This window comes from Ruegeria sp. CDSA246, assembly GCF_059611225.1.
The window spans coordinates 217,023-240,683 of sequence record NZ_JBXWPD010000007.1 but is presented as its reverse complement, the minus strand read 5'-3'; the positions used below and the strand labels follow the sequence as shown (position 1 = coordinate 240,683).

The window sequence follows — 23,661 nt, the reverse complement described above, 5'->3', positions numbered from 1 at the left end:
AATCCATGGCCCGAGCGTTAGTGACCGGTGCAGGTATTCGTCTTGGTCGGGCAATGGCCCTGTATCTGGCAAAGCGGGGATATGACGTCGCAGTGCACTATGCGACGTCTGAACAACCTGCCGCCGAAACCGTAGCCGAGGTGCAGGCGCTTGGACGCAAGGCGGTCGCCTTGCACGCCGATCTGCTGGATGAGGCGCAGGTCCTGACCTTGCTGCCCTGTGCGGCAGAGGCGTTGGGCGGACCAATCACCTGTCTGGTGAACAACGCGTCGATCTTTGAATACGACGGCCTTCAAACCGCCACGCGGCAAAGCTGGGACCGGCATCTCGACAGCAACCTGCGCGCGCCATTCGTTCTGACGCAGGCCATGGCTGCGCAGGGGCTGAAGCCGGGCACGGACGAGGCGGGCGAACCTGTTGCCACCGGCCTGATCGTCAACATGGTCGATATGCGGGTGCGCAAGCTCACGCCAGAGTTCATGACCTATACGATTGCCAAAATGGGTCTGTGGGCCTTGACCCGAACCTCGGCGCAGGCGCTCACGCCAGCGATCCGCGTCAATGCGATCGGGCCAGGACCAACGATGCAGGGCCACCGGCAAAGCGAAGAACACTTTCAGGCGCAGCGCGCAAACACGGTTCTGGAACGCGGGTCGAACCCGTCAGATATCACTGCCGCCTTGGGCTATTTCCTAGATGCGCACGCGGTCACGGGGCAGCTTTTATGCGTCGACGGCGGGCAGCATCTGGGGTGGAAAACGCCGGACGTTCTGGGCCTTGAATAAGTAAAACTGCTGTAAGTTTTGCACCGCTCTCATTTCTGTTACCTACTCGTTACAAAAATGTCTTTTTTTTCATACACTTGCCTTGTGAATGAAAATATTTACAATAAAAACAATAGGTTAAGTATTTGCTTATTTTTTATGCAAATCAAGGATTCCTTAATGAAACAAGGGAAATTTGCCAAGCTCAGAAACTTATCTTCACACTTATCCACAGAAACCGTGGATTTGTTTTCTCTTGATCTGAAGGCCACAAGATTGCAGCCATGGTCAGAGAATCATATCTCAGGCAAATGACGACAGACAGCGACCCGACCCAAGACACTCAAATGACCGGCTATGCGTGCATTCAGCGGTATCTGAAAACGCTGGACAGTTCCCCCGGTGTGTATCGCATGTTGGATGCGGACAGCCGGGTTCTGTACGTGGGCAAAGCGCGTAATCTCAAGGCGCGTGTGTCGAACTATGCGCGGCCGGGGCATTCGGGGCGGATTGAGCGGATGATCGCGGCGACAGCCTCGATGATGTTCCTGACCACAAGGACTGAGACCGAGGCGCTGTTGCTGGAACAGAACCTGATCAAGCAGCTCAAGCCCAAGTACAACGTGCTGCTGCGCGACGACAAAAGCTTTCCCAATATTCTGGTCGCCAAGGACCATGCCTTTCCGCAGATCAAAAAGCACCGTGGCGCGAAGAAAGAGAAGGGGACCTATTTCGGCCCCTTCGCCAGTGCAGGCGCGGTCAATCGGACGTTGAACCAGCTGCAAAAGGCGTTTCTGTTGCGCAATTGCTCGGATTCCATGTTTGACGGCCGCACGCGGCCCTGTCTGCTTTATCAGATCAAGCGGTGCTCGGGGCCATGCGTTGGTCTGATCTCGGATGACGAATACGGCGAAAGCGTCAAAGATGCCGAGCGGTTCCTGTCGGGGCGGTCGACCAAAGTGCAAGAGGAGCTGGCCGAACAGATGATGGCCGCGTCCGAGGCGATGGAGTTCGAACGTGCCGCCGGGCTGCGAGATCGCATTCGGGCGCTGACGCAGGTGCAGACTTCGCAGGGAATCAATCCGCGCGGTGTGGCTGAGGCGGATGTGATTGGCCTTTATTTGGACAGCGGGCAGGCTTGTGTTCAGGTGTTCTTTATCCGCGCCAATCAAAACTGGGGAAACAAGGATTTCTATCCTCGTGTCGGTGCGGATGTGTCCGCGGCTGAGGTGATGGAGGCTTTCCTTGGCCAGTTCTACGACAACAAGGAACCGCCGCGGCAACTGATCCTTTCGGATGCCGTCGAAAACGCTGACCTGATGCAAGAAGCACTAAGCGAGAAGGCGGGACGCAAGGTCCAAATTTTGGTGCCTCAACGGGGTGAGAAACAGGAACTGATTGCAGGGGCCTTGCGCAACGCGCGGGAATCCTTGGCCCGTCGGATGTCGGAAAGCGCCACGCAGGCCAAGCTGTTGCGTGGCGTGGCCGAAGCGTTTGATCTGGACAGCCCGCCGAACCGGATCGAGGTTTACGATAACTCTCATATCCAAGGCACCAACGCTGTTGGTGGGATGATCGTGGCAGGCCCAGAAGGGTTCATGAAAAATGCCTATCGAAAGTTCAACATTCGGGGCGACGACCTGACCCCTGGTGACGATTTCGGGATGATGAAAGAGGTTCTGACCCGCCGCTTTACCCGCTTGCAAAAAGAGGATCCGGATCGTGACAAGGGATTGTGGCCCGACCTGTTGCTAATCGACGGCGGCGCGGGGCAGGTGAGTGCTGTGCGCGAAATCATGGTCGAGCATGGGGTCGAAGATATCCCTATGGTCGGTGTTGCAAAGGGGGTTGATCGTGATCACGGTAAAGAAGAGTTCCACCGTACCGGTCAGCGCCCTTTTGCATTAAAACGCAACGACCCGGTGCTATATTTTATTCAGCGCCTGCGGGATGAGGCGCACCGGTTTGCAATCGGCACTCACCGTGCCAAACGGGCCAAAGCGGTCGGCGCGACGCCGTTGGACGAAATCCCCGGAGTTGGTGCCGCGCGTAAGCGTGCATTGCTGGCGCATTTTGGCAGTGCCAAGGCGGTCAGCCGGGCCAATCTGGCGGATTTGAAAGCGGTCGAGGGGATCTCAGCCGGGTTGGCGCAAAAGGTCTACGACTTCTTCCACGACAAAGGCTAGGCCTTGCGCCCGCGCCACAATATGTACAGGCCCGAGGCGACGATCAGCGAACTGCCGATCCACATCGTCTGGTCGAGATCCTCGCCAAAGAAGACCACACCCAGGGCGACACCAAACAGCAGGCGGGAATAGCGGAAGGGCGTGACAGCGGATACTTCTCCCGTCCGCATGGCTTTCATCAAGGAACCGTATGCGATTGCGCCAAGGCCTACGGCTCCGGCGATATGCAGGCTTGTGAGCAACGGCACTGGCGCAATCGGGGCCTGTTCCCAAAAGCTGTAGGCAAACCCGGCGACAATCACGCTGACAAAGCCGTAGAACCCTAAAACTTCGGTTCCAAGGCTGGCGGGTGCGACCCGGCTGGCCAGATCGCGACCTGCAAATCCCAACATCCCCAGCACGGCCAGCAGGGACAGGATGGTGAAACTGTCACCAGTTGGTTGGATGATGATCACAACGCCGATCAGGCCAACGAGAATGGCGCTCCACCGCCGCCAACCAACGGTCTCTCCGAATAGCAGCGCGGCACAGGCGACGACCACAAGCGGGGTGGCCTGCAGGATAACGGTTGCAGATGACAAGGGCGTCAGTGTGATAGCCAGGACGTAGAACAGCCGTCCGAGAATTTCGAACACCGCGCGGATTTTCATCGCGTGCGACAGAACATCCGGTTGCAGCAGCCGCGTGCCACGTGCCATTGCGACACAGGCAAAGATGAGCGCGCCACCCAATCCGAACAGGACAAGTATTTGCCAGACGGGCAAGGCAACCGCCGCCGCTTTCAGCAGCGCGTCTTCCAGTGCGAAACATGCCATCGCGCCGATCATCCATGCGCTACCGATCAGGTTGGCGCGCGCGTCGGTCTCAATATTCGGGGTCATCGGTTCGTCTTTGCCATTGGGCTTGGTCGGCTGCACTCTGACGACAATACGACCCGGGGCCAAGGCCAATAACCGGTGCCGCGCCGGACTGCGGCGCTTTGACCAAGCCTCTGTGATCGGTACAGTTTTTTTCCGCCCCGTCTTTCCTGTCCCCGGCCAGCGATGTAGGGTCTGCTTCATGAAGTGGAACCTGCCGAATATCCTGACCGTCCTGCGCCTGCTGGCCGCGCCCGGTCTGGCCGTAATGTTTTTGTATTTCACCAGACCCTACGCGGATTGGTTTGCGCTGATCCTATTTCTGACGGCAGCCATTACCGACTGGTTTGACGGATATCTGGCGCGCGCGTGGAAACAGGAAACCAAGATCGGGGCCATGTTGGACCCGATTGCGGACAAGGCGATGGTGGTGATCGCGCTGATGATCCTTGTGGGTTACTCCGCTGAGCACTGGACGCCCTGGCTAGTGCTGCCAGCGACGGTCATCCTGTTCCGCGAAGTTTTTGTCTCAGGCCTGCGTGAATATCTGGGCGATACAGCCGGAACGCTGAAGGTCACAAAGCTGGCGAAATGGAAAACGACCGCGCAGATGGTGGCGATTGCCATTCTGTTTTCGCAGGGGATTTTCGAACACTATTTTGTGATGGCTACATTCGGCATGGATGCCGAAACAATGGATCTGGTCCTGACGGGTCAACTGGAAGACCTAAATCACATGCGCTGGCATCTCGAAGCGATGTTCTGGTCTGGCCGGATCGGGTTGTGGCTTCTGTGGATTGCGGCGGCGCTGACATTGATCACCGGCTATGACTACCTACGTAAAGCCATGCCCCATCTGAAGGAGAGCTAAGGGATGGATGTGCTGTATTTTGCCTGGGTGCGTGAACGGATCGGCCTGCCGAAAGAACGGATCGAGACCAAGGCCGCGACCGTATCCGATCTGGTCGCCGAGCTGAGCGCGCGCGAAGACCGCTATGCTGCCGCATTTGCGGACCTGTCCGCACTGCGCGTGGCACTGGATCAGGAGCTGTCCGATTTTAACGCATCGCTTGCTGGTGTGCGCGAAGTGGCTTTTTTCCCGCCGATGACCGGCGGCTAAAACCATGCGCATCGCGGTTCAGGAAGAAGAATTTGATCTTGGGGCCGAAGCCAATACCTTCGCTGCCGGAGACGATGCCAACGGCGCCATCGTGACCTTTACCGGCGTGGTGCGCGATCTGGCATCCGGTGATCTGGATGTGATGGAGATCGAGCATTACCCCGGTATGACCGAACGGGCTCTAACCAAAATCGTCGAAGAGGCACAGCAGCGCTGGTCGTTGGGCGATGTGCTGGTGATCCACCGCCACGGGCGCCTTGCCCCGGGGGATCGGATCATGATGGTGGCAACTGCCGCGCGGCACCGCAAGGATGCGTTTGAGGCGGCAGAATACCTGATGGATTACCTGAAATCCCGCGCGCCTTTCTGGAAAAAGGAAATCACCACATCCGGCGCGGAATGGGTCGCAGCCAAGGATGAGGATGAAGATGCGCTGACGCGGTGGTAGGTTCTGTGCCCGGCACCGGATTATCTGGTGCCGGGTCTATCATAGCGAGTTAGGTGCTTTGTTCAGTGTTACACTGCCGTGCGGCTTCGATGGCTTTTTTAGTACCATCCAGACTAACGGTGAATGCGAACTCTTTCTTCGGAAACACGGTCATTTCGTATTTGTTCATGACGTCATCCACAAACTGGGCGTTGTTCGCAAGGATGTATCCGCCTGTATATCCGTCGGCGAGATGCTTAGTCTTCTTGTGCGCCTCAGCTTCGTAGACGTTGCCGTCGAGTGACAGGAAGATCTTTTCCTTCTTACCCTTCAGGCCAATGTCGTTCTTCGTGAACACACCAAGATAGCCCATCTCGTGGTCCTTGGTCAGACCCATCTGAACGACGTTCTGGTTTTCGTCCATACGCTCGATCAGGCAGGACCCGCGGGAGTCATCCACAAAGATAGTCCAACCGGATTCTTCGCCCCAGTTGGTGAAGGTATCGTTCTCTGACGGTATGACGTCACTTGAAGCCCAAGCGGCTACAGCAGAGAAGATGCTTAGAGTCGCAGCGGTTGTTAATGATGATTTGAAATTCATAGTACACTCCAATTTTCTGGATAGTGAACAGTGATGTGCATGTGTAAAAAATGCACCAATTCCTAATATTGAATTTGTTGTAAGAATTGAAGGCGATTGCCTCGGATCGGCTGATTTGTGCCGAAGGTGCAGTCGGCCCCAACCGGGGTCAGCTATTAAGCCCGGGGCTGGGATCAATCCGCGTTGTTGATACGCCCGCGTAGTTCTTCCGCCTCTTGCCGGGCGGCGCGCAGGCCGTCCATGGCGGCGGCCAATTCGGCCTCGGTCTGGGTCAGCTGGTTGGTCAGTTCGGCCTCGCGCTGCTGCAGATAGGTGATGGCCTGGTCGCGGGTTTCTTCTGCCTCATGCAGCTCCTGGCTCATGCGGTCCAGATCGGCGACGTCGCTTTGGCGGACGCGCGACAGGCGATGGGCCAGCCAGTTGGCGAACCATCCCATGCTAAAGGCGGCAAACAATATGACGGCGGTCGCGATAATGAATTCGATTCTGTTCAATTTACTGGTCCCCTGCGCCCGAGTCGGTTTCCGCATCCGTTTCCGCGGCTTCGGCCTCTGGCTCTGCGTCTTGTGACGTCTCTGTTTCGTCTTCCATCGCTTCCAACGCGGTTTGAGATTCAGCGGTGGATTCGGGCCGGATCAGGCGGAATTCGATGCGTCTGTTTTCTTCGCGCCCGGTTTCGGTGTCATTGTCGGCGATTGGCTGGGTTTCACCATAGCCCAAGGCAGTAAAGCTGGCTGTGGGCACGCGCCGCGCGCGCAGCTCATTTAAGATGGATTGTGCACGCGACTGGCTGAGCTGCTGGTTCATCTCTTCGCGGCCCTGGCTGTCAGTGTGGCCCTGAATCTCCAGCCGGATGGGTCCGCATTCCCGCAGGATGTCGGCGATCTGATTGACCGTATCGCGCGATTCGGCGGCGACCGTGGCAGAACCTGGTTCAAAGGCGATTTTGGAACCCGCCTGAACCTCGGCGATGCGCTCTTCGCAAACATCCGGGTCGGGCAGCTTGTCTGCGGGCTCGGGTGGCTTTTGATAGGTGATCGACAGGCTGAAATCTTGCGCCTCGCCCAGTTTTTCCGACAAAAGCCCCGAAACATATGCCCGGGTTTTGGGATCGTGGCTGATGCCGTTCAGAACCACTTCGTCCGGTGTCACGGTCAGCGCGCCATTGTGCAGTTGCGACAACGCCTCAAGCCCGCTGAGAACGCGAATGGGCCAATCAGCGGGCAGGTCAGGGGCGATGCGGGTGGCCGTATGAACGTGCTCGGAACCAAACGCGGCACGGGCATAGCTGTCGACCATGTCGCGAAGGGTTTCATCCCCCAGCCGGCCGCGCATTTGCACCAGACCTTCGGGGCTGCGTGTCGCTGAGAATTCGGGCGGGCCGGATTGGTTTTCCGTTTCGGGTTCTGGCAGAACCGCGTGCAGGGCAAAGACCTCAGGCAGTGCGTTTTCCAGTTCGCCGATCACCTGGTCGAACACCGCGGTACTTGTACCTTCAGCCGCGACCAGAGTGATGTCGGCGTCCGATAAAGTAACCGTACCCTGACCGATGTCTGACAAGGCCCGAATGCTGAGCACAGCGGCATCAGGCCAACGTGGAGACGGTTCGCCCAGACCGATGGTGCAGGAGTACGGGCCATCCAGACCTGCATCCTGGGCGGCCGCGACGATCCGATCCCGCGCCTTTTCATCCTGGGCTGAGCAGGCGTCGAAACGCCCGCCGTTTTCGTCGATCAGATAACGCAAAGTAAAGGGCGTAATGACCGGGCGAGGTGCCGAGATGGACAGGCCTATGCGTAGGCTCGGCGGTGCCGCGCGGGTTAGTTCTTGTTCGAGCCGCTCCTTTTCCTGCTGACTGTCGGCAATTGCGGTCACCTTCACAAGCCCGGGGCTGGCCGAGATTTTGGCCCGAGGCAACCGGGTCAGCGCCTCGACCGAATAAGTAATCGCTTCGTCCCAGCCTTTCGGCTTTGGATAATCGGCGGTTTCCAACAAATCTGAGACCGGTCCGTCATTCAGTCTGCGCAATCTCTCTGTCAGCGCGTCACGATCTTCGCTGGCCGGGATCAGGCCAATAACCGATATTCCGCTGTCATTGCGAAGAATCTCGGCTGAAAAGCGTGGCGAGGCCAGCTGCGTCGTGGGCGCGACTTCCATTTCGTCAATGACGCGCGAGGTGTCGACCTCGGTCCCTGCCGCTGTCAGAGCGTTGAATCGTGTGGCCTCATCCGAAGCCGTACCGGTCAGAACGACCCGCAGCCCGTCCGATTGGACCTCGGCCCAGTCGTGACCCTTCAGGTCTAGCGCACGTCGCACGGCGAACTCCGAGGCTTCTTCGACTTTTGTTACGGCAAAACTTGCCGCCAACAGAGACAGCCCTGCGGACACAAGGAAGACAAAGGCAACGACGAAGACATAAGGCAGGCGCATGTGCGAACTATCGACTCCTCGGGTGAGTGTTCGGAACTCTTACAGAGGGCTAGGCCCGGGTGCAATCAGAGCAACAAGGCGACGCAAAGGAAGATCAGCGGAATAAGGCCGGTGTCACGGTTGGCGCGGAACAATTGCAGCAGTTTGGCGTTGTCTTCGATATCAAGCCCCCGCAATTGCCATGCCATGTGCCACCCCATCGCCCAAGGCCCGGCAAGGGCCACCACCAAGGCGATGATTGATGCTTGAGTCGTTGCCGCGTCGATTATTGCCAGCCCCATCAGCGCCACGGTGGCGATCAGGAAATATTTCAACCATCGCGCAGTGTCGGTTCCAAACAGGCGAGCTGTGGATTTGATTCCGATCAGCTCGTCATCCTCAGCGTCCTGATGGGCATAGATCGTATCGTAGAACAGCGTCCATGCGATCCCGGCTAGGTACAGCGTGATTGCGGGTATACCCACGGTTCCCGTGTGGGCAGCCCAGGCCAGCAGGATGCCCCAGTTGAAGGCCAGCCCCAGAAACACCTGCGGCCACCAGGTGAATCGCTTGGCAAAGGGGTAGATCGTCACCGGCAACAGCGACAGTACGCCCATCGCAATTGCGGCCTGGTTGAATGTCAACAGAATCATCAGCGCCAGCAGGCATTGTAGCCCCATCCAGATCACTGCCTGCCGCACGCTGACCTGACCCGATGGAATCGGGCGGGATCGGGTGCGCTCCACCTGACCGTCAAATTCGCGGTCGGTGATGTCGTTCCATGTGCAGCCCGCACCGCGCATCAGAAAGGCTCCGAAGGCGCAGCCGATGGCGATCCACAGATCCTCCCACCGCGGGGTGCCGTCGCTGAGGATAGCCAGCGCCAATCCCCACCAGCAGGGAATCAACAGCAACCACGTGCCGATGGGCCGGTCAGCGCGGCTCAGACGCAGGTAGGGGCGGGTGAAAGCGGGCGCATATGTATCGACCCAGTTGCCGCTGACAGCGTCGGCAACCTGACCGTCTGGTGTTGGGGCATTGCCTTGCATATGTAAGGTCTCATGAGTGCAAAGATCAGACTGTATGTAGAGCACCCTCTGGGTCAGGGGCAATCGGTTCCTTTGACGCGCGAGCAGGCCCATTACCTGTTTGGCGTCATGCGCCTGTCCGTCGGTGGACAGGTCGCGCTGTTCAATGGGCAGGACGGAGAGTGGCTGGCCGAGGTAACAGAGGCCGGCAAGCGGGGCGGCGTCTTGTCCTGCGTTGAGCAATCCAAACCGCTGCAGCTGCCGCCCGATCTATGGTTTCTGTTTGCGCCGATCAAAAAAACGCGCACTGACTTTATCGTTGAAAAAGCAGCCGAAATGGGCGCGGCGCGGATCATGCCGGTGCAGACGGAATTCACCAACTCGGAACGCATTCGTCAGGACCGCTTGCAGGCGCACGCCGTTGAGGCGACCGAGCAATGCGGTGGAACATTTGTGCCCGAGGTGGCTGATCTGCAGCGATTGGATCGCGTATTGGAAAGCTGGCCCGAAGGGCGGCAACTGATGTTCTGCGATGAGGCTGAGGTAGGCTCGGCTCTACGGCTGGCTGGCAATGAAACGGACCAACCCTGGGCTATTCTCATCGGCCCCGAAGGTGGCTTTTCCGAGCGTGAGCGCGCGCGGCTGGCTGCGCTGCCCTTTTCGCATGTGGTCAGCCTTGGCCCGCGCATCCTGCGCGCGGATACGGCTGCCGTAGCGGCGCTGACGATGTGGCAGCAGGCGCTGGGAGACTGGGTATGAACTGGCAAGAAGCGCAAGGCGCAGAGGTTCCAAAGATCGACAGGTTCCTGTTTGAACATATCCAGACGTCCATGTTCCTTCTGGCGAACCTGCGGGACTTCGGCTTGCGCGGCTCAGACCCGCGCGCCTTGAACTTGTGGACATTGGGTGATGATCCGAGGGCGATATTTGGAATCACAAATGAAGGTATGGTCCTGCCGCAATGCCCCGAATGCTCGGATGACGAATTGGCCCAGGCGATTCGCCTGATCCGGGGGCGCAGGTTGTTCGGTCTGGCGGCTGAGGCCACTCAAGCACGTCGGATCATGCAGCTTGCGGGATGGGAAGACCGCCCTGCAACCCTAAACAGTGACGAGCCGGGGTTCTCGCTGGAGCTGAATCAACTTGTCATGCCGGACGCCACCAGCGCGAAACTGGTGCCGCTGGATGAACTGGACCGATCCATAACAGTGGGATGGCGGCAAGACTATCTGATCGAAGCAATGGGCTTTGACCCCGAACGCGCGCAACCTCAGGCACAAAAAGATATCGCTGCCTATATCGAACGCGATTCCCATCGGGCCTTGCTGATTGATGGTCGGCCAGTAGGAATGACCGGGTTCAACTCGCGTTTGCCAGAGGTTGTCCAGATTGGCGGTGTTTATACGCCGCCCGATCTTCGGGGGCATGGATACGCGCGACTAGCAGTGGCGCTACATCTACGCGAGGCGCACAGCAACGGCGCAACCCGCGCTGTTCTGTTTGCCGCTAGCGATGCCGCCGCGCGTGCCTATATAGCAATAGGGTTCCGGCCAGCAGGCCATTATTCCCTGATTTTGTTCAAAAACCCTGAGGACACGGCATGAGTTTCATCCGACCCGAAGCCAAACTGGCCCTGTGGCGCTGGCGCGAAGTGCTGGTGGCAGGGGTCGTCTTGTTGGTCGGCCTCAGCTGGATCGGCGGACCCGGTGGATTGCTGGGTTGGCTGGGCTGGGTACTGATCGCGGTCTCGGTGGCGCTGGCCGTTATTGGCATTCAACGCGCCCGGTTCCGTACCGGTGCAGGTGGCCCCGGTCTGGTGACAATCGATGAAGGTCAGATCACTTATCTGGGACCGCTGACAGGCGGCATCGTTGCGACACGTGAAATCGAGCGCCTTGTGCTGGACCCGACATCGTCCCCGGCACATTGGATTTTGGATCAGCAGGGGCAGCCGACGCTTCACATTCCTGTGAATGCGGAAGGTGCCGAAGCGCTGTTTGATGTGTTCTCGGCCCTTCCGGGTTTGAAAACCGAACAAATGCTGTTGGAACTGAACGGTGGCGCGACGCATCCTGTGGTTATTTGGGAACGCACGCCTCTGCGTCCGGCCCATTTGAGGCTGCATTGACACTGGCGCGGTTTAAGACCACGACTGACCAAACGACAGACACATCAGGATCGGAGCACGGTTCATGTCCATTCCCCAGTCCGGCGGCGGACCGATCGAACGCCATGAGCAACTGGCCGAATATCTGGAATCGGGCTGCAAGCCCAAACAGGATTGGCGCATCGGAACCGAACATGAGAAGTTCGGTTATTGCAAAGACACGCTGAAACCGCTGCCCTTTGAGGGTGAGCGTTCCATTCTTGCCGTCCTGCAGGGTTTGCGTGATTTGCATGGCTGGGCCCCGGTGGAAGAGGCCGGCAAGCTGATCGGGCTGGAAAAAGACGGCGCCAATGTATCGCTGGAACCCGGCGGGCAGTTGGAATTGTCAGGCGCGCCGCTTGAGACCATTCATGAAACCTGTGACGAGGTGAACGCGCATCTGCGCGATGTGAAGGATATCGCGGACAAGATCGGTGTCGGTTTCATCGGCCTTGGGGCCGCCCCGATCTGGACCCACGAGGAAATGCCGCTGATGCCCAAGGGGCGTTACCGGCTGATGAATGACTACATGGAAAAAGTCGGCACCATGGGCCGGTCGATGATGCGCCGGACGTGTACGGTTCAGGTCAATATCGACTTTGGATCCGAGGCCGACATGGTGCAGAAACTGCGCGTCGCGCTGGCGTTGCAGCCTGTGGCAACGGCACTGTTTGCCAATTCCCCGTTCTTTGAGGGTAAGCCAAACGGCCAAAAAAGCTGGCGCAGCTATATCTGGCGTCATCTGGATGATGCGCGCACCGGTATGCTGCCCTTTGTGTTCGAAGACGGGTTCGGGTTCGAGGCTTGGGTCGAGTACGCCTTGGATGTGCCGATGTATTTCGTCTATCGCGACGGCAAGTATATCGACGCGCTGGGTCAGTCCTTCCGTGACTTTCTGCAAGGCAAACTGCCTGCATTGCCGGGCGAAACGCCAACGTTGTCTGACTGGGCGGATCACCTGACCACAGCATTCCCCGAGGCGCGGATCAAGAAGTTCATGGAGATGCGCGGGGCCGATGGTGGTCCCTGGCGGCGCCTGTGTGCCTTGCCCGCATTCTGGGTCGGTTTGACCTATGATCAAGGCGCGCTGGATGCGGCCTGGGATCTGGTCAAAGGCTGGGATGCCGAGACGCGCGAAGAGCTTCGGGTTGCCGCCGCCCGGGACGGCCTGCAGGCGCAGGTCGGCGACATCAACATGCACGATCTGGCTGGCGAGGTGGTTTCGATCGCCCAAGCCGGCTTGAAATCCCGCGCCTTTCCCGGTGCAGGTGGGTTGGTACCGGATGAAACGCATTTCCTGAATGCGCTCAAGGACAGTATCGAAACTGGCAAGGTTCCGGCGGACGAGTTGCTGGATCACTATAACGGCGACTGGAACGGCGATCTGACCCGGATTTATCCCGATTTCAGCTACTGACCGTCTTTTAGGTCTGTTGCCTTTAGGAGAGTATTTGCCAATTAACGTGATGTGACCTTGCCATGTGGCGGGGTCAACCGACTATGCTTGGCAAGATATCCCCGAGCGTGATGACGTCATGGCCCGTATCAGCGAACTGCATTATTCCAATGCCTATGCCGCCCAAAGCGGCGTTTCCGAGTTCCTAGAGGTTGCGCTGAGATCCGATGAGGATCCGGCCAATTTCACTGTGTCCTTCTATCAGGCGAATGGTCAGGTCGGGATTGAGATTCCGCTGACCCACCCATCGGTTCAGGTTTCCATCGACCCTGACAACAATGAACAGGTCTTTGTAATTTCGGCAGATTTCTTTCCGATCCTGCTGACAGACCCCAATGGCGGGGGTCCGAACAACTATGAAGCCTATGCGCTGACCAATACATCGACGGGCGAGGTCATTGATTTCTACGATATCGGTGGCGGAACCACGGATATCGTCGCTCAAAACGGGTTGGCCGCCGGGGAAACTTCGGAAAATCTGCCGGTTCTCGTTGGGCCGAACCAAACCACTACGACCCTGCAATTCAATCAGCCCAACCCGGACACACTGGTGCATGCGCCGCTCTCGCCCGGTGATTCAGGCGCGCCGTGTTTCGCGGCCGGCACGTTGGTCGACACGCCAGATGGCCCGCGCAGTGTTGAAACTCTGGGGCCGGGTGACCTGGTGCTGACACAGGATGATGGTGCTTGCATCATTCGCTGGGCCGGTGGCCGCACTGTTTCAGGACGGGGTCGTTTTGCACCCGTTCGTATCCGTTCCGGCGCGTTGGGGGCGGAAAGGGACATTTACGTCTCGCCGCAACACCGCCTGCTGGTCTCAGGTTGGCAGGCGCAGCTGCTGTTCGGAGAAGATGAGGTTCTTGTCGCGGCCAAATCAATGGTCAATGACACGACCATCACATCCGCGCCTTGCGACCTTGTCCACTATGTCCACCTGTTCTTTGACCGGCATCAACTGGTGTCGACCTCTGGCCTGATCTCGGAAAGCTTCTTTCCCGGGGCGCAGGGCCTGTCGAGTCTTGATCGCGAAGCCGCAGACGAGCTGTTCGCCCTGTTCCCCGAGCTTTTGGATCAGCCGCAAACTTATGGCCCGACTGTTCGCCCGGTCCGGTGCGGCCCACAAGTGGCAATGCTGCGGGCGATCTGATCCGCCCCTCTTGCTTTCGCAGACTGCTGTGATAGCAGAGCTTCAACAGCATTCAGGGAACCGTCATGGACGATCTTAAGGCAAAATATCTGGGTCAGATCGCCGATGCAGGCGACGAAAACGCGCTCGAAGCGATCCGTGTCGCGGCTGTCGGCAAAAAGGGCGAGGTTGCGCTGAAGATGCGCGAGTTGGGCAAGATGACGCCCGAGGAACGCCAGGTCGCTGGCCCCGCGCTGAATGCCTTGAAGGATGAGATCAACTCGGCCCTGTCCGCCAAGAAAGCCGCTTTGGCCGATGCCGCGCTGGACGAACGCCTGCGCACGGAATGGCTGGATGTGACCCTGCCGACCCGCGCGCGCCGTCAGGGCTCGATCCACCCAGTTAGCCAAGCGACTGAGGAGCTGACCGCGATCTTTGCCGAACTGGGTTTCTCGGTGGCTGAAGGGCCGCGGATTGAGACCGACTGGCATAATTTCGACGCGCTGAACATCCCCGGCCACCACCCCGCGCGGGCCGAGATGGACACGTTCTACATGCATCGCGCCGAGGGCGACAATCGCCCGCCGCACGTGCTGCGCACCCATACCTCGCCGGTGCAGATCCGGTCGATGGAAAAACAGGGCGCGCCGATCCGCGTGATCTGCCCGGGCGGTGTGTACCGCGCCGATTATGACCAGACCCACACCCCGATGTTCCATCAGGTCGAAGGGCTGGCCATCGACAAGGACATCTCGATGGCGAACCTGAAATGGGTTCTGGAAGAGTTCGTGAAGGCGTTCTTCGAGGTCGACGACGTCGAACTGCGCTTCCGCGCCTCGCACTTCCCCTTCACCGAGCCTTCGGCCGAGGTTGATATCCGCTGTTCCTGGGACAACGGCCAGCTGAAGATCGGCGAGGGCGACGACTGGATGGAGATTCTGGGTTCCGGCATGGTCCACCCCAAGGTGATTGCCGCCGGTGGCATCGACCCCGAGGTTTATCAGGGTTTTGCCTTTGGCATCGGCATCGACCGTCTGGCGATGCTGAAATACGGCATTCCTGATCTGCGGGCGTTCTTTGATTCCGACCTGCGCTGGCTGCGCCATTACGGGTTTGCGGCGCTGGATATGCCGAACCTGCATGGTGGCTTGTCTCGGTGAGTGAAGTTGAAGTGATTACGGTATGCGAGAATGTGTGCCGTGATTTTTGGTTTTTTCTTTCAAATTGGATGATTAGCGCAGCCCAGAACCCAATTTGGGCTCTGGTGCTCGGCGGAATAATTTCACTGCTGATTTGGAGATCCCAAATCAAGCTTTCTGAACAAATTCAGTTTAATAAAGAAAAAAGAGAATTGTTTTCGGCGTTTGTGAGTCGCGTAGAAATCGCTCATTTGGCCGCCAAAACAAAAACAGGTACCAGCGTACAAAATGTTCCTGAAATTATGGAATTGCACGGCTTGGGAAAGCAGATCAATTTAGTCGCCGGAGAGGAAACATCGGCAAGAGTAAATGACGTTGTTGGAAACGTAGGCAATATTCATGCTCGAGTTGATGGCGGTCGCGAGAGCTTTCGTGAGGCACTCATCGCGTGTGAGAAGTGCATGCGTAAAGAACTAAACAAGTGAAAACTAGTTGATGTCCTAAACAGTGCGCGGAGCAAAGGCCGATAGGCCGCCGCGCTATCGCCAGACCGCCCGCACGGGCTGGCGATTTGTCTCCGCAGGCGCTCGGTTTGAGCGATCCACGGACTTGACCAGCATGAATTGCCCACCACAGCCCGAATATCGCCACCCCGCGGTCTTGCGACAGCACGGCTTGTCACATTCTCGCACGGGGTTGTGACGTGACAGCGGGCGCAGGCTCGCTAGGGTTCGGCAGATGATTTACCGACTGCTCTGCCTTCTCCTGTTGACCGCCACCCAAGCCGCTGCTGTGGATAGATGCCACGGCGATACCGCCTGTCAGGTCGGCGACCGTTCCTATCATGTGCTTGAACCCGACGGCTGGGATGGCAAAGCGCCTTTGCCGGTGTTGCTGCATTTTCACGGCTGGGCGCGGCAGGGGACGGTGGTGGTGAACCACGAACGTATCGCCGGGGCCACGAAGCTGCGCGGCGTGTTGTTGGTGGCCCCGAACGGGTTGGGCAAAAGCTGGGATTTCTGGACCTCGGACACCGGCGACGTGCCTTTTGCCGACCGGGTGCTTGAAGATGTGGCCCAACGCTATCCAATTGATCCGGACCGCATCTATGTCTCTGGCTATTCGTTCGGCGGTGCGATGGCGTGGCGCTATGTGTGCCAGTCAGGCAATGACACGGCTGCCTTGCTGGCGGTCGCGGGGTCGATCCGTCAGACCGAGCACTGCCCGCAAGCCCCGGCCGAGGTGCGCCATGTGCACGGGACCAGCGACACCGTAATGGATTTCCCCTTTGGGCCGGGCGCGGACACGACTTATCCAGTGGCGCTGTGGCGGCAGAAATTCGGGTGTGAAACAGCGACGCCGCGCGGGGATTGGAGTGTTGTGCCGATCCTGACGCTCAGCCGGGTGGAATGGACCGATTGCGCACAGGGACAGGTTTCGCTGGATACGCATCCCGGCGGGCACTTCATCCCGCATGGCTGGATTGGGCGGCAGTTGGATGAACTGTTGGGGCGTGAACCGACATACCCCTGATCATTTGACTTGGACGGGTATTTCCAGCCTGGTTGCCCGGAATGATCCGAAAATGGAACTGCCCGATGCGAACCTTGCTGCTAAGCGCCCTGATCCTTGCAACCACACCTGTTCTGGCGCGCGATACGTATCCGCCGGTTGAGGTTCTGCTGCAGACCGATAAGTCCGTGATTGGTGAACCGCTGGAGTACCCCGAAGCAAGGCGCAGATAACTATGGCCATCGTGACCATGCAGCCCGGCCAAAAAACCGGCTGGCACCGGCATGAGGCCCCGTTGGCGGCTTACATGCTAGAGGGTGAAATCACCGTGGATTACGGAGATGCCGGGACCAAAACCTACAAAACCGGCGATGCGTTGGTCGAGGCATTCCGCTCCCCTCATGCCGGGGTGAACTCAGGCGAAGATATCGCACGGATTCTAGCCGTGTTTGCCGGTGCGGATGGTGTTTCCAACACGGTCGCGGAAGAGTAGGCGCCCAAGCCCCCCGCACCCTCTTTCCCCTGTCCGCAATATCCGTTACACGCGGTCTGACCCTAGATTTACTGGCGGAAACCGACCGATGAAATTCACTCTTTCCTGGCTGAAAGACCACCTCGACACCGATGCGTCGGTGGATGAGATTGCAGAGACGCTGACCGATCTTGGACTGGAAGTCGAAGAGATCGTGAACCCTGCGGACCGTCTGGCGGGCTTTTCGCTGGGCTATGTGAAACACGCGGAAAAGCACCCGGATGCGGATAAGCTGCGCGTTTGCACGGTCGCGACTGACGAAGGCGATCTGCAGATCATCTGCGGCGCGCCCAACGCACGCGAAGGTATCACGGTCGTGGTCTGTAAACCGGGCATGTATATCCCTGGTCTGGATCTGACGATCAGCGTGGGCAAGATCCGCGGCGTCGAAAGCTTTGGCATGATGGCCTCGGAGCGGGAGCTGGAGCTGTCAGAGGAACATGACGGCATCATCGAGCTGCCCTCGGGCGAGGTAGGAGACAAGTTCGTCGACTGGTTGGCCGAGAACGAGCCGGCGAAAGTCGATACGATGATCGAGATCGCGATCACGCCGAACCGCCCCGATGCGCTGGGCGTGGCCGGGATCGCCCGCGATCTGGCTGCGCGCGGTGTTGGCACGCTAAAAGAGCGTGATTATGTGCCGGTGACGGGTGATTTCGAAAGCCCGATCAAGGTGACGATTGATGAGGACACGCTGGATGGCGCGCCGCATTTCACCGGTCGTCTGATCAAGGGCGTCAAAAACGGCCCCAGCCCGCAATGGTTGCAGGATCAGTTAAAGGCAATTGGTCTGCGTCCGATCTCGGCGTTGGTCGATATCACCAACTACATGACCTTCGACCAGAACCGTCCGCTGCACGTGTTCGACGCCGATAAGGTTCAGGGTAACCTGCGCGTTCACCGTGCCAATGGTGGCGAAAAGCTGGTGGCGTTGGATGAGAAGGAATACACCCTGCAGCCCGGCATGATGGTGATTTCGGACGACAAAGGTCCCGAATCCATCGCTGGTATCATGGGCGGTGAGGAAACCGGCTGTACCGAAGAGACCGTGAACGTCTTCCTCGAAAGCGCGTTCTGGGATCACGTGCAGATCGCGTTGACCGGTCGTGCTCTGAAGATCAACTCGGACGCGCGCTATCGCTTTGAGCGTGGCGTGGATCCTGAGTACACGCTCGAAGGGCTGGAACACGCCACACAGATGATCCTGGATATCTGCGGCGGCGAAGTGTCCAAGGTGGTCGAAGCGGGCAAAGCACCGAACCACGCACGGGCCTACAAGCTGGATGCCGAGCGTGTGCAGTCGCTGGTCGGCATGGACATTCCTGAGGCCGAGCAACGTCAAACCCTGACCCGTCTGGGCTTCCGCCTGGAAGGTGAGATGGCTCACGTTCCCAGTTGGCGTCCCGATGTCATGGGTGAGGCCGATTTGGTGGAAGAGGTCGCTCGGATTGCATCTCTGACGAAACTGCAGGGTAAGCCGCTGCCGCGTATTACGGATGGTATTCCCAAGGCGGTGATGACCCCGTCGCAGCGGCGTCAGTCGATGGCACGTCGCACTTGTGCGGCGCTGGGGTACAACGAATGTGTGAGCTATACCTTCATCGATCAGGCCTCGGCCGCGTTGTTCGGTGGTGGGGATGAGGCGACGCAGCTTGAAAACCCGATCTCGTCCGAGATGAGCCATATGCGCCCCGATTTGCTGCCCGGTCTGTTGCAAGCTGCGGCCCGCAATCAGGCACGTGGGTATGCCGACGTGGCACTGTTCGAGGTTGGCCCGGTGTTTCACGATGGTGAGCCTGGCGATCAGAAAACCCAGATCACTGGCCTTTTGGTTGGACGCAGCGGTCCCAAGGATGTGCACGGTGCTTCGCGCCCTGTCGATGTGTTCGACGCCAAAGCAGATGCCGAGGCTGTGCTGGCCGCAATCGGTGCGCCCGCTAAAGTGCAGGTCCTGCGCGATGGTGATGCCTGGTGGCATCCTGGCCGTCACGGCAAGATCTGTCTTGGCCCGAAAAAGGTGTTGGGCGTCTTTGGTGAGCTGCACCCGCGCGTGTTGCAGGCGATGGATATCAAAGGCCCTGCGATGGCTTTCACCATCTGGCCGGAAGAGGTGCCTCTGCCACGTAAGTCCGGTGCCACCCGAGCGGCGCTGGAATTGCGCGATCTTCAGGCGGTCGAGCGTGACTTTGCCTTTGTCGTCGACGAGGGCGTCGAAGCGCTGACACTGGTGAACGCCGCAGCGGGTGCTGACAAGGTGCTGATCGAGGACGTCCGGGTCTTTGACGAGTTTATCGGCGGTAGTCTGGGTGAGGGTAAGAAATCTCTGGCCATCACTGTTCGCCTCCAGCCGACGGATGCGACGCTAAAGGAAAAAGACATCGAAGCGGTGGCTGAGAAAATCATCGCCAAGGTCACCAAGGCGACTGGCGGCGTTCTGCGCGGGTGATGCCTGGCCGCCTCCGGCTGGAGTTTTTGAAAAGATGAAGGGGCGGTGGCGCCCTTTCTGTTTTTGCGGAGGAGCAAATGATGCTGAACGTTTACCTATCCGGCGAAATCCATACCGATTGGCGGGAACAGATCATCGAAGGCGCTCAGGGTCTGGACATCACGTTCAACAGTCCTGTGACTGATCACGCGGCCAGCGATGACTGTGGTGTGGCCATTCTGGGGGCCGAGCCAAACAAGTATTGGCACGACCACAAAGGCGCAATGGTCAACGCGATCCGCACGCGCAAAGGCATCGCGGATGCCGATGTGGTCGTGGTCCGCTTCGGTGAAAAATTCAAACAGTGGAACGCTGCATTTGACGCGGGTTACGCTGCGGCGCTGGGGAAATCACTGATTGTGCTGCACGGCCCTGATCACCAACACGCGTTGAAAGAGGTGGATGCGGCGGCACTGGCCGTGGCCGAGCAACCGGGCCAAGTCGTTGATGTACTGCGCTATGTTCTGACGGGCGCGCTGCCAAAATAACTCACGCGACGTTTTCCTTGCGGGAAATCAGGGTGCTTTCTACCGTCTGTTTGGGCAGTACGGGGAGACATTCATGGAATTCGACTATGTCATCGTGGGCGGTGGGTCCGCCGGATGTGTTATGGCCGCGCGGCTGAGCGAAGATCCAGACACAAGCGTTTGCCTGCTTGAAGCGGGTGGCGCTGGTGAAGATTTGGTGATCCGGGCTCCGGCGCTGGTGGCAGCCATGGTTTCGGGGCGGCCCAAGCTAAACAACTGGGCTTTTCAAACCGTGCCACAGGCCGGGTTGAATGGTCGGAAGGGGTTTCAGCCACGGGGAAAGGCAATGGGCGGATCGTCGGCGATCAATGCGATGCTGTATGTGCGCGGACACCCCACGGACTATAATGAATGGGCGGATCTGGGGTGCGAAGGTTGGGATTGGAAGAATGTCCTGCCTTACTTTCGCAAGGCCGAGGGCAATGTGCGCGGTGCGGATGATTTCCATGGCGGTGACGGCCCCTTGCACGTGTCGGATCAGTCTGAGCCACGGGCAATCTCTCATGCGTTTGTCGAGGCCTGCGGCCAGCAACAAATTCGCGCGACAAACGATTTCAACGGGCCGGAGCAGGAAGGTGCAGGCCTGTATCAGGTCACGCAGTTCCACGACGGGGCGCATAAGGGTGAACGTTGCTCGGCAGCTGCGGCCTATTTGCGGGGCGTCAAATCGCGGCCGAACCTGACAATCATGACAGGGGCAGAAGCCCAGAAAATCCTGATTGACGAAAAGCGCGCGACCGGGGTTTTGCTGCGTCAGAAAGGTAAGGCCGTCGAGGTTCGCGCCCGCCGGGAAGTCATCCTTTCGGGGGGTGCATTTGGTTCGCCACAATTGCTGATGTTGTCCGGTATCGGGCCCGAGGCCGAGTTGAAACAGCACGGTATTCCTGTTTTGCACGACTTGCCCGGTGTTGGTCAGAACCTGCAGGACCATCTGGACTATGTCCTCAGCTATCATTCGAAACGTAAGGATGTCATCGGGTTGACCCCGGGCGGGGTGTGGAACCTGGCCAAAGCCGGGTTGGACTGGCGCCGTACCGGAGAGGGGCTGTTTGCGACCCCCTTTGCCGAAGGCGGCGCGTTCTTCAAATCCGATCCAACCGTTTCCAAACCGGATCTTCAGCTGCACTTTGTTGTCGGAATTGTTGATGACCACATGCGCAAGATTCACTTGCCGCACGGGTATTCGTGCCATGTCTGTGTGTTGCGCCCGTTCAGCAGGGGCAGCGTTGGGCTAACCTCGGACCGAGCCGGAGAGCCGCCGCGAATTGATCCGGCTTACCTCAGCGATGACCGCGATCTGGATCTGTTGAAGCGCGGGGCACATATCATGGAGTCAATTCTCGAATCCGAACCGCTGGAACCCTGGCGCAAAAAGCGGCTCTATGCCCATGATGGAAGCGATCAGGCACTAGAGGCCGATATCCGCCGCCGTGCCGACACGATTTATCATCCGGTGGGCACCTGCAAGATGGGGGTCGACGATATGGCCGTTGTCGATACCGAAGGCCGGGTTCATGGGGTCGAGGGGCTGCGGGTGGTGGATGCATCGGTTATGCCGACGCTGGTCGGCGGCAATACCAATGCGCCCACTATCATGATTGCCGAAAAGATCGCCGAAGCAATCAGGCCCGAGGCGGCGTAACCAAGCCTTTTTGGACCGCGGGTCGTTCCAGAAACCGGTCGAGATAGTCCACCAGATTGGCGTGGTCTTCCCAGCCGACAAGGTCGTGGGCGTTGTAGAATTCGAGCCCGCGCAACCATGGCGCGATTGCGATATCGGCAATCGAATAGTCTCCGGCAATCCAATCCTGACCTTCAAGCTGTTGGTTCAGGACATTTAGCAGTCGCTTGGCCTCGTTCACGTATCGTTCGCGCGGGCGGGGGTCTTCGATCTCGCTGCCTGCGAATTTGTGGAAATAGCCTAATTGCCCGAACATCGGACCAATGCCACCCATCTGGAACATCACCCATTGGATCACGCGATATTTGTCGGCTTTGGTCTGACCCAGAAACTTGCCGCTTTTCTCGGCGAGATAAATCAGGATCGCTCCGCTTTCGAACAGACCAATGGGTTCTCCGTCCGGACCATTCGGGTCGATGATCGCCGGGATTTTGTTGTTGGGGTTCAATGACAGGAATTCGGGGCTTTTGACATCCGAGTCTGACAAGGTAATCCGATGGGCTTCATAGGGCAGGCCGGTTTCTTCCAGCATGATTGACGCTTTTACGCCGTTCGGCGTGGGGAAAGAATAGAGCTGAATCCTGTCGGGAAACTGCGCAGGCCAGCGGGCCGTGATCGGGTGAGAGGCGGTGTCCAGCATGGGGTGCTCCTGTCATGGGTTGCCTGCAATAGGTAGGTACAACGGCCCGGTCTTGCCAGTATCCGGGCTGTGCATACAAGGTCAGGGACTGTGTACGTGAGAACAACGGGGAAAACCTGCGTATCTCACACCTAGACCGAAGCGCGCTTATGGACCACTATTCCGCCAATCCCGCGCTGAGAGACGCGGGTTTGCCGTGAATCGAAAGGAGATGCGCGTGGATGAGGTCGTAACACAGGTGGGTGCCTATGCCCCGCTGATCATAAGCGCGGTCAAGGCGCTGTTCGTACTGATCCTTGGATGGATCATTGCTGGCGCCATTGCCGGTGTAGTCCGGCGCCGGATCAATGCGACACCGCATATTGATCAGACGCTTGGGAATTTCGTCGCCAGTCTGGTGAAATGGGTCATACTGGCCATGGTACTGGTTTCAGTGCTGGGCATCTTTGGCATTCAGGCGACAAGCATCGTCGCCATTTTGGGTGCCGCATCGTTGGCCATTGGTTTGGCCCTTCAGGGAACGCTGAGCGATCTCGCTGCAGGCGTTATGCTGGTTGTCTTCCGCCCTTACAAGCTGGGTCAGTATGTCGAAATCGGCGGCACCGCAGGCACTGTTAAGGATCTGAACCTGTTCACGACCGAGCTGGTGACGCCGGATAACGTGCAGATCATCGTTCCGAACGGGCAATCCTGGGGATCAATCATCACGAACTACTCGGCGCATGACACGCGGCGTGTCGATCTGGTGTTCGGCATCGACTATGGCGATAGCGCTGATGAGGCGATGAAGATCATTCTGGATGTGGCAAAGGCCGATGACCGTATCCACAGTGATCCGGAACCTTGGGTGCGCGTGACAAATCTGGGCGACAGCTCGGTCGATCTGACGGCGCGGCTGTGGTGCGCGGCCGCGGATTATTGGGATGTGAAGTTCGAGACTACCAAAGCCGTGAAGGAAGCGTTTGACGCCAAAGGTGTTTCGATCCCCTACCCGCATTCGGTGGAAATCCACAAGGAAGGGTAAA

Annotated in this window: 25 protein-coding genes; 19 read left to right on the top strand and 6 right to left on the bottom strand. The window is 58.5% G+C overall.

Annotated features, from left to right (window positions below; translation table 11 throughout):
• The first annotated feature begins 5 nt into the window (after positions 1 to 5).
• Complete coding sequence (locus tag AC2FI9_RS11380) at positions 6 to 785, top strand: SDR family oxidoreductase (protein WP_496767702.1); 780 nt, start codon at positions 6 to 8, stop codon at positions 783 to 785.
• Between the two features lie 290 nt (positions 786 to 1,075).
• Positions 1,076 to 2,950, top strand: coding sequence for an excinuclease ABC subunit UvrC (gene uvrC, locus AC2FI9_RS11375; protein ID WP_496767752.1), 1,875 nt, complete (start codon positions 1,076 to 1,078; stop codon positions 2,948 to 2,950).
• Here uvrC and AC2FI9_RS11370 read toward each other — a convergent pair.
• Positions 2,947 to 3,831, bottom strand: a complete 885-nt coding sequence (locus AC2FI9_RS11370; protein WP_496767750.1) for a DMT family transporter — start codon at positions 3,829 to 3,831, stop codon at positions 2,947 to 2,949. The two genes, uvrC and AC2FI9_RS11370, sit on opposite strands and share 4 nt — an antisense overlap.
• 178 nt (positions 3,832 to 4,009) lie before the next feature.
• Between AC2FI9_RS11370 and pgsA the strand changes: the two genes are divergently transcribed.
• Genes pgsA through AC2FI9_RS11355 form a run of 3 tightly spaced genes read left to right on the top strand, consistent with a single transcriptional unit; the run spans position 4,010 to position 5,375 of the window.
• Positions 4,010 to 4,678: a CDP-diacylglycerol--glycerol-3-phosphate 3-phosphatidyltransferase gene (pgsA, locus tag AC2FI9_RS11365; RefSeq protein ID WP_496727277.1), complete on the top strand. Its 669-nt coding sequence runs from the start codon at positions 4,010 to 4,012 to the stop codon at positions 4,676 to 4,678.
• Positions 4,679 to 4,681: 3 nt separating this feature from the next.
• On the top strand, positions 4,682 to 4,927 hold the full coding sequence (moaD, locus tag AC2FI9_RS11360; protein WP_496767699.1) for a molybdopterin converting factor subunit 1: 246 nt from the start codon (positions 4,682 to 4,684) through the stop codon (positions 4,925 to 4,927).
• A 4-nt stretch (positions 4,928 to 4,931) separates the two neighbouring features.
• Positions 4,932 to 5,375 carry a molybdenum cofactor biosynthesis protein MoaE gene (locus AC2FI9_RS11355; RefSeq protein ID WP_496767697.1) on the top strand — a complete coding sequence of 148 codons (444 nt, stop codon included), beginning with the start codon at positions 4,932 to 4,934 and terminating at the stop codon, positions 5,373 to 5,375.
• Between the two features lie 49 nt (positions 5,376 to 5,424).
• Here AC2FI9_RS11355 and AC2FI9_RS11350 read toward each other — a convergent pair whose 3' ends face one another.
• From AC2FI9_RS11350 to ubiA, 4 genes are all read right to left on the bottom strand, one after another.
• Positions 5,425 to 5,955 carry a hypothetical protein gene (locus AC2FI9_RS11350; protein ID WP_058278867.1) on the bottom strand — a complete coding sequence of 177 codons (531 nt, stop codon included), beginning with the start codon at positions 5,953 to 5,955 and terminating at the stop codon, positions 5,425 to 5,427.
• 173 nt (positions 5,956 to 6,128) lie between these two features.
• Complete coding sequence (locus AC2FI9_RS11345) at positions 6,129 to 6,449, bottom strand: hypothetical protein (protein WP_058278866.1); 321 nt, start codon at positions 6,447 to 6,449, stop codon at positions 6,129 to 6,131.
• Between the two features lies 1 nt (position 6,450).
• A complete protein-coding gene (locus AC2FI9_RS11340) occupies positions 6,451 to 8,385 on the bottom strand; it encodes an OmpA family protein (protein ID WP_496767693.1) in 1,935 nt (644 codons plus the stop codon).
• A 65-nt stretch (positions 8,386 to 8,450) separates the two neighbouring features.
• A complete protein-coding gene (gene ubiA, locus AC2FI9_RS11335; RefSeq protein ID WP_496767690.1) occupies positions 8,451 to 9,413 on the bottom strand; it encodes a 4-hydroxybenzoate octaprenyltransferase in 963 nt (320 codons plus the stop codon).
• Between the two features lie 12 nt (positions 9,414 to 9,425).
• On the opposite strand from ubiA, the gene AC2FI9_RS11330 reads away from it, so the two are divergent.
• From AC2FI9_RS11330 to AC2FI9_RS11270, 13 genes are all read left to right on the top strand, one after another.
• On the top strand, positions 9,426 to 10,151 hold the full coding sequence (locus AC2FI9_RS11330; protein ID WP_496767685.1) for a 16S rRNA (uracil(1498)-N(3))-methyltransferase: 726 nt from the start codon (positions 9,426 to 9,428) through the stop codon (positions 10,149 to 10,151).
• Entirely contained in the window at positions 10,148 to 10,996 is an 849-nt protein-coding gene (locus tag AC2FI9_RS11325) for a GNAT family N-acetyltransferase (RefSeq protein WP_496767683.1), read from the top strand. Before AC2FI9_RS11330 ends, AC2FI9_RS11325 begins: the two co-directional genes overlap by 4 nt.
• Positions 10,993 to 11,520: a hypothetical protein gene (locus tag AC2FI9_RS11320; protein WP_496727287.1), complete on the top strand. Its 528-nt coding sequence runs from the start codon at positions 10,993 to 10,995 to the stop codon at positions 11,518 to 11,520. Before AC2FI9_RS11325 ends, AC2FI9_RS11320 begins: the two co-directional genes overlap by 4 nt.
• A gap of 64 nt (positions 11,521 to 11,584) precedes the next feature.
• Positions 11,585 to 12,955 (top strand): glutamate--cysteine ligase, encoded by a 1,371-nt coding sequence (locus AC2FI9_RS11315; protein WP_058273615.1) that lies wholly within the window; start codon positions 11,585 to 11,587, stop codon positions 12,953 to 12,955.
• 64 nt (positions 12,956 to 13,019) lie between these two features.
• Complete coding sequence (locus AC2FI9_RS11310; protein WP_496767681.1) at positions 13,020 to 14,141, top strand: Hint domain-containing protein; 1,122 nt, start codon at positions 13,020 to 13,022, stop codon at positions 14,139 to 14,141.
• A 65-nt stretch (positions 14,142 to 14,206) separates the two neighbouring features.
• Positions 14,207 to 15,280, top strand: coding sequence for a phenylalanine--tRNA ligase subunit alpha (gene pheS, locus AC2FI9_RS11305; protein WP_170415244.1), 1,074 nt, complete (start codon positions 14,207 to 14,209; stop codon positions 15,278 to 15,280).
• The gene (locus AC2FI9_RS11300) at positions 15,277 to 15,744 is read left to right on the top strand and encodes a hypothetical protein (RefSeq protein ID WP_496767679.1); all 468 of its coding nucleotides are present in this window, start codon (positions 15,277 to 15,279) and stop codon (positions 15,742 to 15,744) included. Before pheS ends, AC2FI9_RS11300 begins: the two co-directional genes overlap by 4 nt.
• A gap of 253 nt (positions 15,745 to 15,997) precedes the next feature.
• Entirely contained in the window at positions 15,998 to 16,792 is a 795-nt protein-coding gene (locus AC2FI9_RS11295; protein ID WP_496767676.1) for a CE1 family esterase, read from the top strand.
• A gap of 65 nt (positions 16,793 to 16,857) precedes the next feature.
• Positions 16,858 to 17,004 carry a hypothetical protein gene (locus tag AC2FI9_RS11290; RefSeq protein ID WP_496767673.1) on the top strand — a complete coding sequence of 49 codons (147 nt, stop codon included), beginning with the start codon at positions 16,858 to 16,860 and terminating at the stop codon, positions 17,002 to 17,004.
• Positions 17,005 to 17,006: 2 nt separating this feature from the next.
• On the top strand, positions 17,007 to 17,264 hold the full coding sequence (locus AC2FI9_RS11285; protein ID WP_496767671.1) for a cupin domain-containing protein: 258 nt from the start codon (positions 17,007 to 17,009) through the stop codon (positions 17,262 to 17,264).
• Between the two features lie 88 nt (positions 17,265 to 17,352).
• A complete protein-coding gene (gene pheT / locus AC2FI9_RS11280; RefSeq protein WP_496767669.1) occupies positions 17,353 to 19,749 on the top strand; it encodes a phenylalanine--tRNA ligase subunit beta in 2,397 nt (798 codons plus the stop codon).
• Between the two features lie 77 nt (positions 19,750 to 19,826).
• Entirely contained in the window at positions 19,827 to 20,276 is a 450-nt protein-coding gene (locus AC2FI9_RS11275; RefSeq protein WP_496767667.1) for a YtoQ family protein, read from the top strand.
• A gap of 73 nt (positions 20,277 to 20,349) precedes the next feature.
• Entirely contained in the window at positions 20,350 to 21,957 is a 1,608-nt protein-coding gene (locus AC2FI9_RS11270) for a GMC family oxidoreductase (protein WP_496767665.1), read from the top strand.
• Here the strand turns inward: AC2FI9_RS11270 and AC2FI9_RS11265 are convergent.
• Positions 21,938 to 22,636 carry a glutathione S-transferase family protein gene (locus tag AC2FI9_RS11265; protein WP_496767662.1) on the bottom strand — a complete coding sequence of 233 codons (699 nt, stop codon included), beginning with the start codon at positions 22,634 to 22,636 and terminating at the stop codon, positions 21,938 to 21,940. The two genes, AC2FI9_RS11270 and AC2FI9_RS11265, sit on opposite strands and share 20 nt — an antisense overlap.
• A gap of 217 nt (positions 22,637 to 22,853) precedes the next feature.
• On the opposite strand from AC2FI9_RS11265, the gene AC2FI9_RS11260 reads away from it, so the two are divergent.
• Entirely contained in the window at positions 22,854 to 23,660 is an 807-nt protein-coding gene (locus AC2FI9_RS11260; protein ID WP_496767658.1) for a mechanosensitive ion channel family protein, read from the top strand.
• Position 23,661: the final 1 nt, after the last annotated feature.